Origin of the sequence: Alteromonas salexigens (assembly GCF_025628895.1) — a bacterium.
GTDB classification, from domain to species: domain Bacteria; phylum Pseudomonadota; class Gammaproteobacteria; order Enterobacterales; family Alteromonadaceae; genus Alteromonas; species Alteromonas salexigens.
This window is the reverse complement of the sequence record NZ_JAOTJC010000002.1, coordinates 110,822-129,639: the sequence shown is the minus strand read 5'-3', so window position 1 is coordinate 129,639 and position 18,818 is coordinate 110,822. Positions and strand designations below refer to the sequence as shown.

Annotated in this window: 17 protein-coding genes; 8 read left to right on the top strand and 9 right to left on the bottom strand. The window is 52.6% G+C overall.

The window, feature by feature from the left end; genetic code table 11:
* Positions 1–57 precede the first annotated feature (57 nt).
* Both OCL06_RS00565 and OCL06_RS00560 read left to right on the top strand, forming a co-directional pair.
* A complete protein-coding gene (locus tag OCL06_RS00565) occupies positions 58–1,740 on the top strand; it encodes a dipeptidyl-peptidase 3 family protein (protein WP_262991773.1) in 1,683 nt (560 codons plus the stop codon).
* 276 nt (positions 1,741–2,016) lie between these two features.
* Entirely contained in the window at positions 2,017–2,364 is a 348-nt protein-coding gene (locus OCL06_RS00560) for a Fis family transcriptional regulator (RefSeq protein ID WP_262991772.1), read from the top strand.
* Positions 2,365–2,386: 22 nt separating this feature from the next.
* Here the strand turns inward: OCL06_RS00560 and OCL06_RS00555 are convergent, their stop codons facing one another.
* The 4 genes from OCL06_RS00555 to OCL06_RS00540 all read right to left on the bottom strand — a co-directional run bounded on the left by OCL06_RS00555 (position 2,387) and on the right by OCL06_RS00540 (position 4,516).
* Positions 2,387–2,755, bottom strand: a complete 369-nt coding sequence (locus OCL06_RS00555; RefSeq protein ID WP_262991771.1) for a histidine triad nucleotide-binding protein — start codon at positions 2,753–2,755, stop codon at positions 2,387–2,389.
* 103 nt (positions 2,756–2,858) lie between these two features.
* Positions 2,859–3,659 carry an undecaprenyl-diphosphate phosphatase gene (locus tag OCL06_RS00550; RefSeq protein WP_262991770.1) on the bottom strand — a complete coding sequence of 267 codons (801 nt, stop codon included), beginning with the start codon at positions 3,657–3,659 and terminating at the stop codon, positions 2,859–2,861.
* Positions 3,660–3,665: 6 nt separating this feature from the next.
* Positions 3,666–4,163 carry a 2-amino-4-hydroxy-6-hydroxymethyldihydropteridine diphosphokinase gene (gene folK, locus OCL06_RS00545; protein WP_262991769.1) on the bottom strand — a complete coding sequence of 166 codons (498 nt, stop codon included), beginning with the start codon at positions 4,161–4,163 and terminating at the stop codon, positions 3,666–3,668.
* Complete coding sequence (locus OCL06_RS00540; RefSeq protein WP_262991768.1) at positions 4,160–4,516, bottom strand: dihydroneopterin aldolase; 357 nt, start codon at positions 4,514–4,516, stop codon at positions 4,160–4,162. The genes folK and OCL06_RS00540 overlap by 4 nt, the downstream gene beginning before the upstream one ends.
* 179 nt (positions 4,517–4,695) lie before the next feature.
* Between OCL06_RS00540 and plsY the strand changes: the two genes are divergently transcribed.
* Positions 4,696–5,298: a glycerol-3-phosphate 1-O-acyltransferase PlsY gene (plsY, locus tag OCL06_RS00535; protein WP_262991767.1), complete on the top strand. Its 603-nt coding sequence runs from the start codon at positions 4,696–4,698 to the stop codon at positions 5,296–5,298.
* A gap of 254 nt (positions 5,299–5,552) precedes the next feature.
* The gene (locus OCL06_RS00530; protein WP_262991766.1) at positions 5,553–5,735 is read left to right on the top strand and encodes a hypothetical protein; all 183 of its coding nucleotides are present in this window, start codon (positions 5,553–5,555) and stop codon (positions 5,733–5,735) included.
* 28 nt (positions 5,736–5,763) lie between these two features.
* Here OCL06_RS00530 and OCL06_RS00525 read toward each other — a convergent pair whose 3' ends face one another.
* Together OCL06_RS00525 and tsaD are read right to left on the bottom strand one after the other, a co-directional pair.
* On the bottom strand, positions 5,764–7,014 hold the full coding sequence (locus OCL06_RS00525; protein ID WP_262991765.1) for an alkaline phosphatase family protein: 1,251 nt from the start codon (positions 7,012–7,014) through the stop codon (positions 5,764–5,766).
* Between the two features lie 133 nt (positions 7,015–7,147).
* Positions 7,148–8,161, bottom strand: coding sequence for a tRNA (adenosine(37)-N6)-threonylcarbamoyltransferase complex transferase subunit TsaD (gene tsaD / locus OCL06_RS00520; RefSeq protein ID WP_262991764.1), 1,014 nt, complete (start codon positions 8,159–8,161; stop codon positions 7,148–7,150).
* Positions 8,162–8,396: 235 nt separating this feature from the next.
* On the opposite strand from tsaD, the gene rpsU reads away from it, so the two are divergent.
* The 4 genes from rpsU (at position 8,397) to rpoD (ending at position 13,165) form a co-directional block, all read left to right on the top strand.
* The gene (gene rpsU / locus OCL06_RS00515) at positions 8,397–8,612 is read left to right on the top strand and encodes a 30S ribosomal protein S21 (RefSeq protein WP_012517258.1); all 216 of its coding nucleotides are present in this window, start codon (positions 8,397–8,399) and stop codon (positions 8,610–8,612) included.
* Between the two features lie 149 nt (positions 8,613–8,761).
* Complete coding sequence (locus tag OCL06_RS00510; protein WP_262991763.1) at positions 8,762–9,208, top strand: GatB/YqeY domain-containing protein; 447 nt, start codon at positions 8,762–8,764, stop codon at positions 9,206–9,208.
* A gap of 90 nt (positions 9,209–9,298) precedes the next feature.
* On the top strand, positions 9,299–11,080 hold the full coding sequence (dnaG, locus tag OCL06_RS00505; protein WP_262991762.1) for a DNA primase: 1,782 nt from the start codon (positions 9,299–9,301) through the stop codon (positions 11,078–11,080).
* Positions 11,081–11,335: 255 nt separating this feature from the next.
* A complete protein-coding gene (rpoD, locus tag OCL06_RS00500; protein ID WP_262991761.1) occupies positions 11,336–13,165 on the top strand; it encodes an RNA polymerase sigma factor RpoD in 1,830 nt (609 codons plus the stop codon).
* A gap of 91 nt (positions 13,166–13,256) precedes the next feature.
* On the opposite strand, the gene OCL06_RS00495 is transcribed toward rpoD, so the two are convergent.
* The 3 genes from OCL06_RS00495 to OCL06_RS00485 all read right to left on the bottom strand — a co-directional run bounded on the left by OCL06_RS00495 (position 13,257) and on the right by OCL06_RS00485 (position 18,668).
* Entirely contained in the window at positions 13,257–14,213 is a 957-nt protein-coding gene (locus OCL06_RS00495; protein WP_262991760.1) for a YihY/virulence factor BrkB family protein, read from the bottom strand.
* Positions 14,214–14,493: 280 nt separating this feature from the next.
* Positions 14,494–17,604, bottom strand: a complete 3,111-nt coding sequence (locus tag OCL06_RS00490; RefSeq protein ID WP_262991759.1) for an efflux RND transporter permease subunit — start codon at positions 17,602–17,604, stop codon at positions 14,494–14,496.
* 2 nt (positions 17,605–17,606) lie between these two features.
* Positions 17,607–18,668, bottom strand: a complete 1,062-nt coding sequence (locus OCL06_RS00485) for an efflux RND transporter periplasmic adaptor subunit (protein WP_262991758.1) — start codon at positions 18,666–18,668, stop codon at positions 17,607–17,609.
* Positions 18,669–18,818 lie beyond the last annotated feature (150 nt).

Below are 18,818 nucleotides of genomic sequence, written 5' to 3'. Positions count from 1 at the left end.
ATGCAGGTGTGAGTGTGTTCACCTGACCGGCAGTGTCGATTACAGAGAGAACATAGTATGACATTATCAAAGTTAAGCCTCGCCCTGTCGGCCTCGTTGTTGCTGTTAACCGGCTGTAACGAAGCGCCGGAAACCGTAACACCCAAAACACCTCAGCCCGAGCAACCGGTGGGAGCCAATGAGCAACTGCTGGTTGACGAAAGCCGTCTGGATATTTATCACCCAGTGACACTGACAGCAGACTTATCTCACCTTAGTGACGATCAACAAGCCATGGTCAGTACTCTTATTGATGCATCAAAAATTATGGATGACCTGTTCTGGAAACAGGCTTTTTTCGAGGACAAGCAAACATTTCTGTCACGTATAAAGGACGAGGACGTACGGCACTTCGCCCGCATCAATTACGGGCCGTGGGATCGCCTGAACGGCGACGAGCCGTTTCTGCCGGGGTATAACGGCAAGCCAGCCGGTGCTGAGTTCTATCCTCATGACATGAGTAAAGAAGAGCTCATGACCGCGTCACTGGAAAATAAGGACGGGCTTTATTCGCTGGTACGCCGGGATAAAACAGGTCAGCTCATTACCATCCCCTATTCAGAAGCCTACCACGAAGAGTTAACCAAAGCCGCCAGTCTGCTGAGAGAAGCGGCAAAACTGGCGGAAGATGAGGCGTTTGCAAATTACCTCAACCTACGTGCCGATGCCTTCCTGTCTAACAACTACTTGGCGTCAGATATGGCCTGGATGGACATGAAGTCAAACCCGGTAGAGGTGGTGATTGGGCCTATCGAAACCTATGAAGACCAACTGTTTGGCTACCGCGCAGCGTTCGAATCGTATGTGCTCATCAAAGACATGGCATGGAGTGAAAAGCTGGCGAAATACGCAGAACATTTGCCCGAGTTACAACGTGGTCTGCCGGTGGATGAGCCTTACAAAGCTGAAATGCCGGGCTCTGATGCCGACCTGAACGCTTACGATGTGGTGTATTACGCGGGCCACTCCAACGCCGGCAGTAAAACGATTGCTATCAACCTGCCAAACGATGAGCGCGTGCAGCTGGAAAAAGGCACGCGCCGTTTACAGCTGAAAAACGCGATGCGCGCCAAGTTCGACAATATCCTGTTACCGATTGCCGATGAGCTGATTGTGCCGGAGCAGCGTGACCATATCACTTTCAACGCGTTTTTCGCCAACACCATGTTTCATGAGGTTGCCCATGGTCTGGGTGTCAAAAACACTCTCGACGGCAAAGGCACGGTGCGTGCGGCACTGAAAGAACACGCGTCGGCACTGGAGGAAGGCAAGGCCGATATCCTTGGCCTGTACATGGTGCAGAGCCTGTTAGATAAAGGCGTGATCACCGAAGGCGAACTGGAAGATTACTATGTGACCTTTATGGCAGGCATTTTCCGTTCAGTGCGCTTCGGGGCCTCCAGTGCGCACGGCAAAGCGAATATGATCCGCTTTAATTTCTTTGCTCAGGAAGGCGCGTTTGAAAAAACAGACGAAGGACTGTATCGGGTAAATATGGAAAAAATGGGCGCAGCAGTGGCTGCCCTGTCCGAACTTATTCTGACCCTTCAGGGCGACGGCAACTACGACGGTGTGGTTGAGCTGGTCGAATCAATGGGCGTTATCAAGCCCGTACTGGCGTCGGATTTAGCCAAGCTTGAGGCAGCCAATATCCCTGTGGACATCCACTTCGAACAGGGTAAGGATGTGCTTGGCCTGTAAGCTGGCCTTCTGTTGAAAAGAGCCCGGGAGATACCGGGCTTTTTTGTGCTTACCGACAAGGCGCCCATATATACCGTCTCCCTACTCTGATATACGCGCCACTTACCTTTTATCTTACGGGGTGTGGACCACCACAACGCCATGGCTTCTTTGATGCTGCAAGGCCTTGTTATCGCGCATGCACGTCTACGCCCACACGCCGGAAGTGAAAAATCACGCAGTTTACAGCACTGCCCACAACCACTAAGCTACCCGTCCGACTTTTCATGTGGTGGTATGATGCGCAAACAGGATAAAAAACAGGAGCGGGCGATTGTCAGTTCACTGACCCGGGCGTGTGAGGAATGGCTGGAAGCGTTGCCTGGCTTTGAGTGGTTAACCCACACGGTGGATTATCGGCACTTTCCCGACTCGTTGATGGTGACACTCATATTTACCACACCGCAGACAATGCAGGACGCACGCAGCACTCAATATACCGCCATCGTTAAGCGTATTCAGCAGGCACTGGGTGATGCCGGCGTCTCACTGCATCATCCGGAACGCCACGTGTTGTTTGACAACGAAGTTGACTGCGAGCGCCAACATCAGGGCAACTGGGCGGCGCGACTCGCCACCCACTAGCGTTATTGGTCGATACCCGCGGTTATTCCAGCGTCTTCGGCTTATCGGTAAACGGCGGCCACCCCAGTAGTTTACCTGCCAGCACATGTAAATGGATGTGGTAAACCGATTGCCCGCCAAATTCATTACAGTTCATCACGGTCCGATAGCCTTCATGGGCAAATCCCATCTCGTCTGCCAGTTTGGCGGCAATATAAGATAGGTGCCCGACCAGTTCCCGGTCGTCCTCGCTCATATCGTTAAGGGTTGCAATGGGCTTTTTGGGAATGACCAGAAAGTGGATGGGCGCCTGTGCATTGATATCTTTAAACGCCAACGCCTGATCGTCTTCATACAGAATATCCGCGGGGATTTCGCGGTTAATAATTTTAGTAAAAATAGTGTCTGACATTGATGTTAGTCCTTTTTATAAAATGCTATTAGCCTTTGCGGCGGCGCTCACCGGGGCTGTACGACGCTGTGGCAATCACTCAGCCAAATGCCATAGCGGCTAATTACATGAACACGATGCCCAGTAATATTACACCCAATACAAGGCGATAGATTACAAAAGGTAGCATGCCGATGCGGGCTATCCAGCTGAGAAACAGGTAGATGCACAAATACGCACTGACGAACGAGAATGCCGCACCGTAGAACAGCGCTGCCCAGTCAACCTGTTGCCCCTCTGCAATAAGGTCAATGGTAGCCAGCGTGCCGGCTCCGAGAATAACGGGGATAGATAACAAAAACGAAAAACGCGCAGCACTTTCCCGGTCAAGCCCAAGCATGAGTCCCGCCGTCATGGTGATCCCGGAACGCGAGGTGCCGGGAATAAGGGCCAGTACCTGTGCCAGGCCAATCATCAATGCTTGCTTCCAGCTCAGTGACGTCAACGACTGATTGCGTTTTGCGGTGGCATCCGCATACCAGAGTAACAGGCCGAACAGTATGGTAGTACAGGCAATCACCAACGCCGTTCTGGCGTTCAGTTCTATCCAGTCCTTGAGTAAAAAGCCAATAATCACAGCCGGTATAGTTGCCAGTATCACCCACCAGGCTAACTTACTGTCTGTGGATTGTTGCCTGGAAAAACCTTGCGTACACCAGGCGACCGTCATCGAGGCAATTTCATTGCGAAAATAAATCATCACGGCCAACAGGCTGCCGACATGCACAGCCACATCAAAGGCCAGCCCTTGATTTTCCCAGCCCAGTAATACGGCGGGCAACAATAAATGCCCGGAACTGCTGATGGGCAAAAACTCGGTAATTCCCTGAATAATGGCCAGAATAATAATTTCAAATAGTGTCATGGGGATTTACGAACTCCATTCGAAGGCAATGGGATGCAGTGCCTGGGATGATTTATCAAAATTTTGCCAGAGGGCGGCGTAGCTTTCGTTTGTGACGGGGTGTAACCCGGCAGGAACCAGTTCAGCCAAAGGCTGCAGTACAAACGCGTTATACAGGATTTCTTCTCTGGGCAGCACCACAGGCTGCGTGGTAACTACGTCATCGTAAGTTAACAGATCCAAATCCAGCGTCCGTGAGCAGAATTTCTTCTGACTATGGACACGGCCATTGTCCACCTCAATTTGCTTCAGGATAGCGCACACTTCCTCAATGGACTTGCTGGTATCGGCCTGTACTACCAGGTTATAAAAGGGCTTACCATCAAATCCCACCGCCTGGCTTTCATACACCCGGGAACACACCAGGTTGTCAAAGTAATGCGCTAAGGCAATGCGGGACTGGCGAGTATGATACGTGCGTTCAATGTTAGAACCCACACTGATTAAAATGCGATGCTGCTTCATTCCGCTGCCGATCTTTCCATCCACACAGTAACCGAGTCTGCGTCAGCAAGGATCCCCGGCTTGCAGATACCCAGCGCCACATGTTGGCTAGGGAATGTGCGCAGGATGCTGTTCATTATGTGATGGCCAAACGCCTCTAACAGTTCGTACTGACAGTTCTTCGCTTCTTTTTGCACGTGTTCAGCCAGCGCCGCATAGTCGATGGTATCGTTTACGTCATCAGAGGTCATTGCACTGATAAGGCTGGCTGTGAGGGTAATATCCAACTTGAGAGTAGTGAGTTGCTCACGTTCCCAGTCATACACGCCAATCAGAGTATCTACGCGTAAACCCGTTATCGTAATCTTTTCCATTACCTGTACCGTCTCAAATCAGGGTTGTGAGTCTGCCGCCGAGCGTTTCCTGTTATCCCCCTTATGCAAGGGCGATACCCGGTCGTCTTACCAGCGCGGAATTTTTTGCCCCCGTATGGCGCAGACCCGCGGATTTTAGTAGTGTGGCAGCAGTGTAACCTGAACGCCGGTAGTAATACATGATCGCACTGATAATTCTGATGACCGGAGTGGCCTACCTGGTGGGCTCTCTTTCCAGTGCTATTATCATTTGCAGATTATTTCGCTTACCCGATCCCAGACTCGCCGGTTCGGGTAACCCGGGGGCGACCAATGTATTCCGTATCGGTGGCAAAGTCCCTGCCATCCTGGTGCTAATCAGTGACATTCTTAAAGGCACACTGCCCGTCTACGGCAGTTATTTTCTTGGCATAGAGCCTGTGTTTCTGGGCGTCATTGCGATTGGGGCATGCCTGGGACACATTTTCCCGCTCTACTTTGGCTTTAAAGGCGGCAAAGCTGTGGCCACCGCGTTTGGCGCCATGTTACCCATTGGCCTCGACCTGGCTGGCTTATTAATATTTACCTGGATTATTGTGGTGTTTATATCTGGGTATTCGTCTCTCGGTGCCATTGTCGCGGTCTCACTGGCTCCGCTGTTTACCTGGTCTATAAAACCCGACTATACGCTTCCTGTGGCCATGCTGGCCGTGCTGATTATTGCCCGCCATAAAGACAACATTGTGCGTCTGCTCTCACGGACGGAAAGTAAAATCTGGCATAAAGGCCGGATCAAAGAATAACGTCCGGGCATTGATAACGCATTCCGTCGCTGGCCAACGCTGGTCACCCACCCGGTATTGTCGGCTTCGCCCTAGCTGAAATAGCCCTGCTTTGCCGCATTCCAGGGCTGACGAAGGTCTGTCCCCATGTAACCCGCAGTAAGAGGACGCCACGTCCACCGGTGTCCGGCTTTGTGAAAGTGGTCCGGCTAAACCAAACCGGACGGCCTGCGTACGCAGTAATACTGAAAAGTAGAAAGCAGAAGGACAGACTAATGGGTGCTGAGGAAATTGAAATTGACGGCATGCTGATATCGGTTCGCATGCCGGTGAGTGATGTTAAGCAACATGACAACGTGGTGGAATATCAGGACGCCACCGGGCCCTCCCGGTGTGAGTTCAGCACCCAGGCTATTGCAAGCCGCTTTGCCGACTGGTTGGATGCACAGACACTTTAGTCTTTGCGCTGCGCAAAGGGCAGGTTACTTACTCGGCCCCTGCTATTTTCTCGGAAAGCCCCTGTTTAAACACAGCCCCGTCACTGACGGTTTCGCTTAGCAGGGGCAAACCGAGCAGGTGCGCAATGCCGGGATAGATTTCCAGCGCCGACAGAGCCGGCAACCGCGCCCCCTTTTTAAATGCAGGGCCAGCCGCCACAAAGGTGGCTGCCATGTCGGGGTGGCTGGGTAAATAACCGTGCCCGCCCGGACTGCTAAATGTGTGGTCGGCATCAATAAACCGGGCTGGCGGGGCAATTTCCAGCACGATGTCGCCGGTGCGCGGCCCCCGCTGAAAATGCCGCTCGGCGCGCTCCGTATCACTTAATACGGTAAACCGCCCGTCTGCCAGTGCCCGTAACCTAGTGGCTTCTTCCTCTACCGCTTGCGGCGGCACACCCGGTCTGGCGTACACCATGATTTGCGCGCCTTCATTTTCGTATACAAAGCTTTCATCTATGCCCAGTGACTCGGCGGTGATCAAACGTTCCTCGTCCACTGACGTCATGCCGTGATCGGCCACAATGATCAGGTTCACAGGTACCGGCAATGCCTGTAGTCTGTCGTAAAGCTCACCCACAAGCGCATCAACCCGCTGCACGGCGGCTTTGGTTTCTGGCGCGTCAGGGCCATAATCATGCCCTACCGTGTCAGTGAGTGAAAAATAACCTGCCACAAATACAGGTCGCGAGGCATCAGGTAATGACAGCCACTGCACAATCTGGTCTACCCGTTGTTGGTAGCTGGCATATTTGTTGTAGTGATAATGATAGGTCGGCACCGCGCCGTTGATGCGTGCATCAGCTTCCGGCCAAAAAAAGCTGCCAGCTTTTTTGCCATGAAATTCCACCAGGTTCCACAGCGGCAGCGCATTTATCCACGAACTGTCTTGTTTGCCTTTACCCAGGCTGTAAGCGGCGTAGCCGTTTTTCTTCACCCGCTGTTTATCATAAAAGCGATTATTCACAATGCCATGTGCAGTGGGGTAAACACCGGTGACAATCGAAAGATGGTTTGGAAAGGTATTCGCCGGATAAACTGGGATCAGCCCCGCTGCCCGCACGCCTTCATCGGCAATCCGGGCCAGATTACCGGCATCGTGCTTTTCAATATAATCGTGGCGAAAACCATCCAGAGACATCAGCACCACGTGTTGTTGCGGCGCTGGTTGGGCGTTCACGGCTGCAGCAAAGATGAAGGAAGCGGCCACCAAGCCGCTTAATAGCAAAAAGAATTTCATGGATGGGTAGTCACAGCGGGCGATAATTAATACCTGCAAATATGGCCAGATAGCGCAACCAAGTCAACGGGCGTTACGGCCAGGCAACGCCTGATGACGACAAACTCCGCCGCTGCTGTGTGCAGAGTGTGTGCTAAACCGCTTCCAGCGTATCCAGTGGCCAGCGCGGTTTGGCCGGCGCCGCCAGCCCGCATTGCTCGCCACTCTTAAGGCGCTGCATGCCGGCATACGCAATCATGGCACCATTGTCGGTACAATATTCCAGCGCGGGGTAGAACACCTCGCCGTTCATATCACCCATGAGTTGCTGCATTTTCTCCCGCAGCATGGTGTTGGCGCTTACCCCGCCGGCAATCACCAAACGTTTCATACCGGTTTGCTTGAGCGCCCGGCGACACTTAATGATCAGCGTATCGACCACGGCTTCCTGAAATGCATAGGCTATATTGGCATGGGTCTGTTCATCATTGGCGGCATCGCGGATGGTATTTGCAGCAAATGTTTTCAGGCCGCTGAAACTAAAGTCCAGTCCGGGGCGGTCGGTCATAGGACGGGGAAATTTATAATGACCCGGCTCCCCTTTCTCCGCCAGTTTAGCCAGCAGCGGCCCACCCGGATAATCAAGCCCCAGCAGTTTGGCGGTTTTATCAAACGCCTCACCGGCGGCATCATCAATAGACTCACCCAGTACCTCGTACTGGCCTATGCCGGCTACCTTTACCAGCATGGAGTGGCCACCGGATACCAGTAACGCAACGAAGGGAAATTCCGGCGCGCGGCTTTCCAGCATGGGCGCCAGCAGGTGCCCTTCCATGTGGTGTACCCCAACTGCAGGCACGCCCCAGGCATACGCAAGTGCCCGGCCCACTGACGAGCCCACCAGCAACGCGCCGACTAACCCCGGGCCTTGGGTGAACGCCACGCCGTCCAGATCCTGACCGCGGGTATCGGCGTCGTGCAGTGCTTTCTCAATCAACGGAATGATTTTACGTACGTGGTCGCGGGAGGCCAATTCGGGTACCACACCACCATAATCCGCATGAAGCTTCACCTGACTGTACAATTCGTGCGATAATAGCCCCAGCGTGTCGTCATAAACGGCAACCCCGGTTTCATCGCAAGAAGTTTCTATACCCAAAATCCGCATTACATCTGGCCTGTTGACTGAAAGTAAAAAGTTAAACGACGCCAGAGTGTACCGCTAATGGCTGTAGCAGGGAATGGCAGCGTGGCAATTTTGCCATAAACTGACTATTTTTTAGCAAATCATGCTTTACATTCGCGCTGGATATGATTAGAATTTCGCACCATTTTTAACCCGGGTGCCTTTTTCGCGCACAATATTAACCCGGATATCAGTTAAGTTTTGAGGTGAGAATTTAATGCCTATCGTTAAAGTTAGAGAAAACGAGCCATTTGATGTGGCGCTGCGTCGCTTTAAGCGCTCTTGTGAAAAAGCAGGCGTTTTGTCTGAAGTTCGTCGTCGTGAGTTCTTCGAGAAGCCTACTTGGGAACGCAAGCGTAAGAAAGCTGCCGCTAAGAAGCGTCATCTGAAAAAACTGGCTCGTGAAAACGCACGTCGCGTAAAACTCTACTAAGACTGAGTTGGCAAACGAGTCACAAAAGGTGTTGCTTCGGCAGCACCTTTTTCATTTGCGCTAAACAAAAGTGACTATTGCCATATGCACAATATCCCTAGGGTATAGTGCATAGCGCAATACGAGCTCTCAGTAGAAAGGAAACTAGCATGTCATTAGTTGATGATTTGAAAAACGCTCAGAAAGACGCCATGCGCGCCAAAGATAAAGTTCGTCTGGGCACCATTCGAATGACCCTGGCCGCCGTTAAACAGCGTGAAATTGATGAGCAAATCACCCTGGATGACGCCGCGGTACTGGCCGTGATCACCAAGGCGGTAAAACAGCGTCAGGATGCTGCCAGTCAGTACGACGATGCAAACCGTCCGGAGCTGGCTGCCAAAGAACGTGAAGAAATTGCGGTGCTGGAAACCTTCCTGCCGCAACCGCTCACCGACGATGAAGTGGCGGCGCTTATCGACAACGCTATTACGTCCACGGGTGCTGCAGGTATGCAGGACATGGGTAAAGTGATGGGCGTGCTTAAACCACAAGTACAAGGGCGCACCGACATGGGCGCACTGAGCGGCAAAGTAAAGGCGCGTTTAAACCCATGATGTCCTTGCGCAACAGCGCACTTTCGCTGTTGCGCAACGCCGCCATCCTGCTAAAGTACGGCATCCTTATCCATTTGCTCTCGTTGTATCATGGCCGGTAAAATTCCACGCGACTTCATAGATGACCTCCTCGCCCGCACTGATGTAGTGGATGTGGTAGACAGCCGTGTGAAGCTAAAAAAAGCCGGTAAAAATTACCAGGCCTGTTGCCCCTTCCATAACGAAAAAACCCCGTCCTTCACGGTGAGTCAGGACAAACAGTTCTATCACTGCTTTGGGTGCGGCGCGCACGGTAACGCCATTTCCTTCATGATGGAGTTCGACCGCCTGGAATTCGTCGAGGCCATAGAAGAACTGGCCCGTTTCCACGGCTTGGAAGTCCCTCGTGAAAAGGGTATGCGTCCGGCCATGAGCGAAGAGAAAAAGCAGCAACTGGAAGACGACTATTCGCTTATGGAGCGGGTGGCGCGCTTTTTCCAGCATCAGTTGCGCAATCATCCGCACAGCCAACAAGCCATTGACTACCTTAAACAGCGGGGATTATCCGGTGACGTAGTGAAGCGCTGGGAAATTGGCTATGCGCCCGATGAATGGGACGCGGTGCTGAAAACCTTTGGTACGGACCATGACCGTATTCGTCAGCTGATTGACCTAAAGCTGGTGAATAAAAACGAGCAAGGCAAAACCTACGACTTTTTCCGCAACCGTATCATGTTTCCCATCCGCGATCGGCGTGGTCGGGTCGTCGGTTTTGGTGGCCGGGTATTAGAAGACGGTGGTCCGAAATACCTGAACTCACCGGAAACCCGAATATTCCACAAAGGGCAGGAGTTGTTCGGCTACTATCAGGCCAGACAGGCGAACCGGCAACTGAACCAGGTGATTATTGTGGAAGGGTATATGGATGTGGTGGCGCTCAGCCAGTTCGACATCAATAACGCCACCGCGGCGCTGGGTACCGCCACCACGCCGGAACATATGCAGTTGCTGACCCGGGGCACCTCACATATTGTGTGTTGCTATGATGGCGACCGGGCTGGCCGGGAAGCGGCCTGGCGAGCGCTGGAAAATGCGTTGCCGGCACTGAAAGACGGCGTGCAGCTGGGCTTTCTGTTTCTGCCTGACGGCGAAGACCCCGATACCATGGTCCGTGCTGTAGGAACCGAAGCGTTTACCGCCCTCACCGACCAGGCTATGCCGCTGTCCCGGTTCTTTTTTGATAATTTACTGAAAAAACACCAGGTGGGCACGCCGGAGGGCAAACTGGCCCTGAAGAATGCGGCTCAGCCGCTTATCGATCAGGTATTAGGTGACGAGCAGCGTGCCCTGCTGCAGGAAGAGCTGGCCAAACATGTTGGCGAATATGACCGCTTTCGGTTACAGCAGGACATTGCCAAAGCCAACCACAACCCGCGCAATAGCCGCAATACCCAGCCCCGCCATGCCGTGCAACGCTCACGGTTATCGCCGCTGCGTATGATGATAAAGCTGTTAGTTGAGTCCCCTGTATTAGCCAGCCAGTGTGAAGAAGTGTCCCCCACTCTGCTGCAAAGCAGCGGCATGGCCGGCATGGACTTGCTGATTGATGTACACCAATATTGCCAGCAACACCCACAGGCGACGACAGCGCAGGTGATTGAAAACTTTCGTGATCACCCCCATTCATCACATATTACGAAATTGCTGTTACAGGAAAATCTGGTCAGTGACGAAGACGCCCGCCAGGTATACAGCGACAGTTTTGCCAAGCTTTTGGACTGGCATTTCGACAGTCGGATAGAAACACTGATATCCCGGTCTCGGGTTCAGCCGCTTTCACAGGCGGAAAAACAGGAACTGAACCTGCTCATGAAGGAACGCCAGCGATCCTAAAAGTGTGATTTCTGGTTAAAAATTCCGCCGTCAATCTGGCCAAAATAACAATAAATCTGCTATACTGGCTAATTCGCCGCAGACCATGTTAACCATGGTGTCGTGAGAATTACTCGCCAGAATCGGGCAGCAAGACCCAGACAAGGTAACCAGAAGAACAGGTTACAGCCGGGTGGGCGGCAATGAAACGACAGCAAACAGGGAGCAACAGCCCTGTTTATTGCAAATTAATTGAATGTGAGAAGTGTAGGGTATATGGCGCAAAGCAAGCAGTCTCAGATTAAACTCCTGATTGCAAAAGGTAAAGAGCAAGGGTATCTCACTTTTGCAGAAGTAAACGACCACCTGCCGCAAGACATCGTCGATTCTGATCAAATCGAAGATATTATCCGCATGATCAATGACATGGGTATCCAGGTTTCGGAGTCTGCTCCAGACTCAGACGAGCTGCTCATGCAAGAAGCCACTGCCGATGAAGACGCAGCCGAAGCGGCGGCACAGGCACTAGCTACCGTTGAAAGCGAAATTGGCCGTACTACCGACCCGGTGCGCATGTACATGCGTGAAATGGGTACCGTTGAGCTGCTGACCCGGGAAGGCGAAATTGAAATTGCTAAGCGTATTGAGGACGGCATCAATCAGGTGCAGTGCTCGGTCGCTGAATATCCAGAAGCAATTACCTATCTGCTTGATCAGTGGGACCAGTACGAAGCGGAAGAAATCCGCCTGAGTGACATTATTTCTGGCTTCGTCGATCCCGACGACGACCAGGACCTCGCGCCCACCGCCACACACGTCGGTTCAGAGCTCTCTGAAGAAGAGCTGGAAGACGAAGATGACGACGAGGACGAAGACGACGAGGAAGAAGATACTGGTGTAGACCCTGAGCAGGCCCGCGAAAAGTTCGCCGAACTGCGTGATCAGTACATCAAGGCCCGCGGCGTAATTGAAGATAAAGGCCGTTCGCACCCTGACGCACGTGAACAGATCACGGCTCTGAGTGATATCTTTAAAGAGTTCCGTCTGGTACCGAAGCAATTCGACCGCATGGTTAAAAACATGCGTGCCATGATGGACAAAGTTCGTATCCAGGAACGTCTGGTTATGAAGTTCTGTGTGGTTAATGCGAAAATGCCGAAGAAAGATTTCATTCGCTCATTTGCGGGCAATGAAACCTCTACTGCATGGTTAGCTGAAGCCATCGACTCTAACGCGGACTATGCCAGCGAGCTGGCCAGCAACCGCGAAGAAATTGAACGCTGTATTTCCAAAATGAACCAGGTTGAGCAGGAAACTGGTCTGGTCATTGCCGACATAAAAGACATTAACCGTCGTATGTCGATTGGTGAAGCGAAAGCGCGTCGCGCCAAAAAAGAAATGGTGGAAGCCAACCTGCGCCTGGTAATTTCTATTGCGAAGAAATACACCAACCGTGGCCTGCAATTCCTGGATCTCATTCAGGAAGGTAACATTGGTTTGATGAAGGCGGTGGATAAGTTCGAATACCGTCGCGGATACAAGTTCTCAACCTATGCAACCTGGTGGATCCGACAGGCCATTACCCGTTCGATTGCCGATCAGGCCCGCACCATTCGTATCCCGGTGCATATGATTGAGACCATCAATAAGCTGAACCGGATTTCCCGTCAGATGTTGCAGGAAATGGGCCGTGAGCCTACGCCGGAAGAACTGTCTGAACGTATGCTGATGCCGGAAGATAAGATCCGCAAGGTGCTGAAAATTGCCAAAGAGCCTATCTCCATGGAGACGCCCATTGGTGATGATGAAGATTCGCATCTGGGCGACTTTATCGAGGACAACACCATCATTCAGCCGCTTGATTCAGCGACTGGCGGTAGCCTTAAAAATGCTACTCAGGAAGTGTTGGCCGGCCTTACGGCCCGTGAAGCCAAGGTACTGCGTATGCGCTTCGGTATAGACATGAATACCGATCATACTCTGGAAGAAGTAGGTAAACAATTTGACGTAACCCGCGAGCGGATCCGTCAAATCGAAGCCAAAGCGTTGCGTAAACTGCGCCACCCCAGCCGCTCTGAGCAGCTGCGAAGCTTCCTCGACGAGTAAGTCTGTCAAACTAACAAAGCCGGCAACTATGCCGGCTTTTTTGTGGTTGCAGAACAGCGGCGGGCAGTTCACTTTGCCCGCTCCAGCAGTTTTACTTACGCTTCTCTTTCAGTCCTTCGGGCGTGTTATCCGCCACAAAAGCACCGCGTTCACCCATGGGCTGGTCTTCTCCCACCGTACTGTCTTCGGTAGTCTGTAATTCAATGGCTGAGTTTATTTCTGCGCCCAACAGAATGATAAAGGCGCTGATATACATCCACATAAGCAACACAATAATGCCGCCTACCGAGCCGTAGGTCTTGTCGTAAGCGCCAAAGGACTGGAGGTACCAGGAGAACGCAAACGTGGCGAGCAACCAAAGTACAGTGGCACTGCACGATCCTACTGTGACCCAGCGCCATTTGGCTTTTTTACGATGTGGGCCGTAACGGTACAACGCAGCCAGCGTGGCGTTAAACATCACAATAAGCGCCGGCCAGGTTATCCACTTTGCCTCTGTATCACTTAGCTTGTACCCTCCTAACCAGCTGATGAGGTCAGGCAGTACTGTCATGGCAAGTAATGCAAATACGATGATGGCTATCCCGCTAAGCGTAAAGCCCATTCGTGCCAAAATTGCGCGAAAAAAACCCCGGTGGGTTGATTCGTAGTAGGTAATATTACAGGCGGTGATTAGCGCATTGGCCCCCTTACTGGAGCTCCACACCGTAATCAGTAAGCTTAACAATACCCCACTTCCCAGCGTGGCGTCCGACTTTTCCATCAGGTTCCGCATTTGTTCCTGAAGAATATCGCGACTCTCCTGAGGCACCGCTTCCAGCAGCGTATTCATATGTGCCTGCAGGTTTTCCGGTGTTACCAATAAACCGTATAACGAGATGATCCCTGCCAGGAGAGGAAAGATAGCGAGGAGAAAATAAAACGCCACCCCGGCAGCAATTAATGACAGATTGTGTTCTTGTATCTTGGTATATACCTGTTTTATCACCGACCACCAGGCTTTTGGTGGCAGCTGGGTAAACGAATGTACATCGTGCCCTTTAGCCATTCAGGACTCCTGTCTTTTTCTACACGGGTAAGGTATTTACTGTGGAATCCTCAGACAGGATTACTGTGGGCAATTGTTAATAGTTACGGTTACCGAAGAACTTACTAATGTTGACGGGTGTGGGGACACAATGTGCCTGGAGGCTCATTGCCTTAACTTACTTCAGCTGCGCCAGCCTGACCTGCAAATAGGGCGGGTAGCCAGATGACATGGCTATTTGGATGTAGTGATAAAAAACGGAGGGCCCGGCCTCCGTTTTTTATCCTGCTACCGTAAAGAGTTAACTGTCTGTTTCGCCCTTGCGGTAAGGAATATCTTCATCCATTTGCGCTATTTGCTGCGTACGTCGTAACGGCGAGCCGGTGTGCCGGGCCAGCCACGCGTACGCGGTAGGCACCACAAATAACGTCATAAACGCAGACACCAGCACCCCGGAGAAAATTACCATACCAATCACGGTGCGACTCTCCGCGCCAGGGCCGGTGGCCAGGACCAGCGGTAAAGAGCTAAAAATAGTGGTGAAACCGGTCATCACTATTGGACGCAGTCGTTGGCGGGCAGCGCGGCGTAACGCTTCCTCAAATTCTATCCCGGCGTCACGCAGCTGGTTGGCAAATTCCACAATAAGGATGCCGTTCTTCGCCGCCAGCCCTATCAGCATCACCAGACCAATCTGACTGTAAATGTTCACCGTCAGCCCGCTCAGATACAGCCCGATAAACGCCCCCACCAGCGCCAGTGGCACGGTAAGCATGATAACCAGCGGATGGATCCAGCTTTCGAACTGGGCAGCCAGAATGAGATACGTCACCGCCAACGCCAGTATAAAGACATAAATAAACGAATTACCGGCTTCCTGATACAGCTGCGACTCGCCTTTGTAGTCAATTGACACAGTGTCGGGCAATTCTGTCTGAACAATGTTTTCCAGATAGGCCAGTGCTTCACCCACTGTGTAGCCCTCAGCAAGATTCGCTGAAATAGTAATGGCGCGCATACGGTTATAGCGGTTCAGTCGCGATGAAGTGGCTTGCTCGGTGAACGTTAGCAGGTTGTCCATAGGAATTAATTCGCCACTGCGCTGCGAACGCACATACAGATTGTCTATACTGCTGGGGCTACGATAATCGGCTTCGATGCCCTCCATAATGACATTGTACTCTTCGCCACGGTCCAGAAAGGTCGAGACTCGTCGCTGGCCCAGCATAACTTCCAGCGTGCGACCAATATCACTGATGGATACGCCCAGATCAGCGGCGCGGTCGCGGTCAATATTAATCAGCAGCTGGGGAAAGGTCTCTTTGTAATCAGAGTCCATGCGGATCAGATTAGGGTTTTCTGCGGCCCGCGCCATCACGGTGTCCCGCCAGTCTACCAGATTTTCGTACGTATCCCCCTGCAACACGAACTCAACGGGCCGGCCAAAGCCGCCGCTGATACCACTTCGCATGATGGCAAAGGAGCGCACATCCGGCACTGCATTGAGCTTTTCGCTGATTTCATCCATCAACTCAAACGTACTGTGCTCCCGTTCGTCCCAGGGCGCAGCACCGACAATAGCAATACCGGCATTGCCTCCGAAGCCAGGTGTGCGCACCAGTAACCGTCCAATGCGTCCGTCCTCCCGGTAGGGCATCAGAATGTCTTCAATCTTCTTGAGATTTTCTGCATTGCTTTTGAAGCTTGCGCCTTCCTGTGCCTGCATCAAAATGAAGAAGTTGCCGCGATCTTCACGGGGAACAAATTCACTTGGCACCCGCTCAGACAGCTGCACAATCAGCGTGACCGCCACGGCCAGCAACAGCACCATCAGCAGCGGCTGGTGCAGAGTTTTACCCAGGCTGTTGTAGTAAGCAGATTCCAGCTTACTGAAGCGGCTGTCCATCCAGCTGCCAAAACCTGACGAGCGCTGGCGCTTTTTCAGTAATAACGAGCTCATCATGGGTGACAGTGTCAGTGCGGTTACGCTGGAAAATGCCACCGCGGCCGCAATGGCCAGCGCAAACTCGGTGAACAGGCGGCCGATATTGCCTTCCAGGAAAATAAGCGGCACAAACACGGAGATTAGTACCAGGGTGGTGGCTATTACCGCAAAGCCGACTTCTTTGGCCCCGCGGTAGGCAGCCAGCATAGGAGGCTCGCCCATTTCAATGCGCCGGTAAATGTTTTCCAGTACCACAATGGCATCATCCACCACCAGACCAATGGCCAGCACCATGGCTAACAAGGTTAGCAGGTTAATGGAGAAATCCAGTGAATACATCACGATGAATGCGGCAATCAGTGACACCGGTACCGTCACTGCCGGGATCAGAGTAGCGCGAATGTTACCCAGAAACAGGTAAATCACCACCACCACCATGAGCATGGCGATGCCCAGCGTGTTATAGACCTCACTGATAGACTCTTCAATGAACACAGAAGAGTCGTAGCTGGGTACGATAAAGATGTTATCGGGCAGGGTTTTCTCGATGTTTTCGATTTGTTCCCTCGCCGCCCGGGCCACTTCCAGCGTGTTGGCTTTCGACTGCTTAACAATCCCCAGTCCTATCATGTTAACGCCGTCACCACGAAACTCGGTTTTGTCATCTTCGGCCGCCAGCTCTACCGAGGCAATTTCACCCAGACGCACCAGATAGCCGTCCTGACCGCTCGCCACGGTTAACTGCGCAAAATCATCAGGGGTTAAGTAGCTGCGTGCCACACGTACTTCAAAGTCACGATCCTCAGACTCTACCTCACCGGCCGGCAGCTCTACGTTCTCCGAGCGGATCACCTGCTCCACATCGGTGACAGTGACGCCCCGGGCCGCCATCGCATTGCGGTCCAGAAACACTTTCATGGCATAAGTACGACCACCGCCCACTCTCACCCGGGCCACGCCCTCGACAATGGACAAGCGGTCCACCAGGAACCGTTCGGCGTAATCGGTCAGCTCCATGGTGTTAAGATTGGTACTGCGCAGGTTGTACCACACCACCACATTCTCATCGGAATTGGCTTTAGCCACCTCCGGCGGCTCCGCCTGGTCGGGCAAATTGTTCAGCGCCCGGCTAACCCGCTCCCGTACGTCGTTGGCAGCAGCATCAATATCACGGCTTAGTTTGAACTCGATGGTGATATCAGAGCGGCCATTGCGACTGGTGGAGGTGATATTTTTGATGCCCTCGATCCCCGAAATCCGATCCTCCAGCAACTGGGTGATCCGGGTCTCTACAATGTTTGCCGATGCCCCGGGGTACTGAGTATTGATGCTTACTATGGGCGGATCGATATCCGGGTATTCCCGCAGAGACAGCATACTGACCGCCACAATCCCAAAAATAATCAGCAGCAGGTTAACTACTGTGGCAAAGACCGGGCGTTTAACAGAAACGTCTGACAACCACATGGTTACTCTCCCTGGCCGTCATTCAGTACATTCACCCTGGAGCCGTCCCGTACCCGCAGGGTGCCTTCGGTGACGATGCGCTCTCCTGCGCTCAGGCCACTGGTAATCTCGACCAGACCAGGTTTGCGTTCACCAATGGTCACTTCCGTTTCACGTACGGTGTCGCCGTCCAGCACAAACACATATTGTTTGTCCTGCACCGGTACCAGCGATTTTTCCGGCACAACAAACGCGTCCAGCACCCGTTTTTCTACCGTAATTCTTAACAGCATACCTGGCCGTAACCGTCCGTCGCTGTTATCCAGCTGCGCACGTACCAACACCGAGCGGCTCACCGGATCGATACGCGAGTCCACCGTAGTAATCGTGCCGCTGAAGGTCTGGCCCGGGTAGGCTACCGAGCTGGCGGCAATTTTCTGGCCCACGGCCAGACTGGCCAGATGATTCTCTGCCACACTGAAATCCACTTTGATAATACTGATATCATCCAGCGTCGTTATCACATCGGCGGGGCGTACCAGCGCGCCCTTACTCACTGCGCGAATGCCCAGTAACCCGGCGAACGGTGCCCGGATCTGCAAATCTGCCAGCTGCGCCCGGGCCACGTCCAGCTGTGCGGTAAGCGCTTTTACCCGCGCCTGTTGCTCATCAAACAGCTGCTCTGAGGCGGCACTGGTCGCCCGCAGGTTTTTTACTCGCTTAAGCTGTCGCCGGGCTTCCGCAATATTCGCTTCCAGCTCCTGAATACGGGCCAGCTCTTCCTGGTTGTTAAGCTGGATAAGAACCTGACCGGCGGTAACTGTCTCACCATCATCGAAATTTACTTCAGCGACTACATCGGTATCCTGCGCGGTAATAGTCACGGACTCATTGGCTTTGGCCGTGCCCAGCGCCTCAATGGTAATAGGAAAAGGTTGCCTGATGACTTCTGCTACGCGTACAGGGGTGGGACGTTGTTCACGGCCCTGTGACTGTGTTTCCTCGGGAAGATATAAGTACACCAGCAAGGCGCCCAGCATTACAATGGCTATCAGTAACGGTGAAAATACGGCTTTTAGAGACATTATCCATTCCTATTGGTTACAGGGCCACGCGTGCTAAAGTACCCATTCAACAGCGTTTCCCTGTACTACATGATAAAAAATCATCTGTAATGATCTGTAATAAGGTGCAGTGCGACGCTGACCACCGCGTGTCTGGTGGCTTAATTTTAA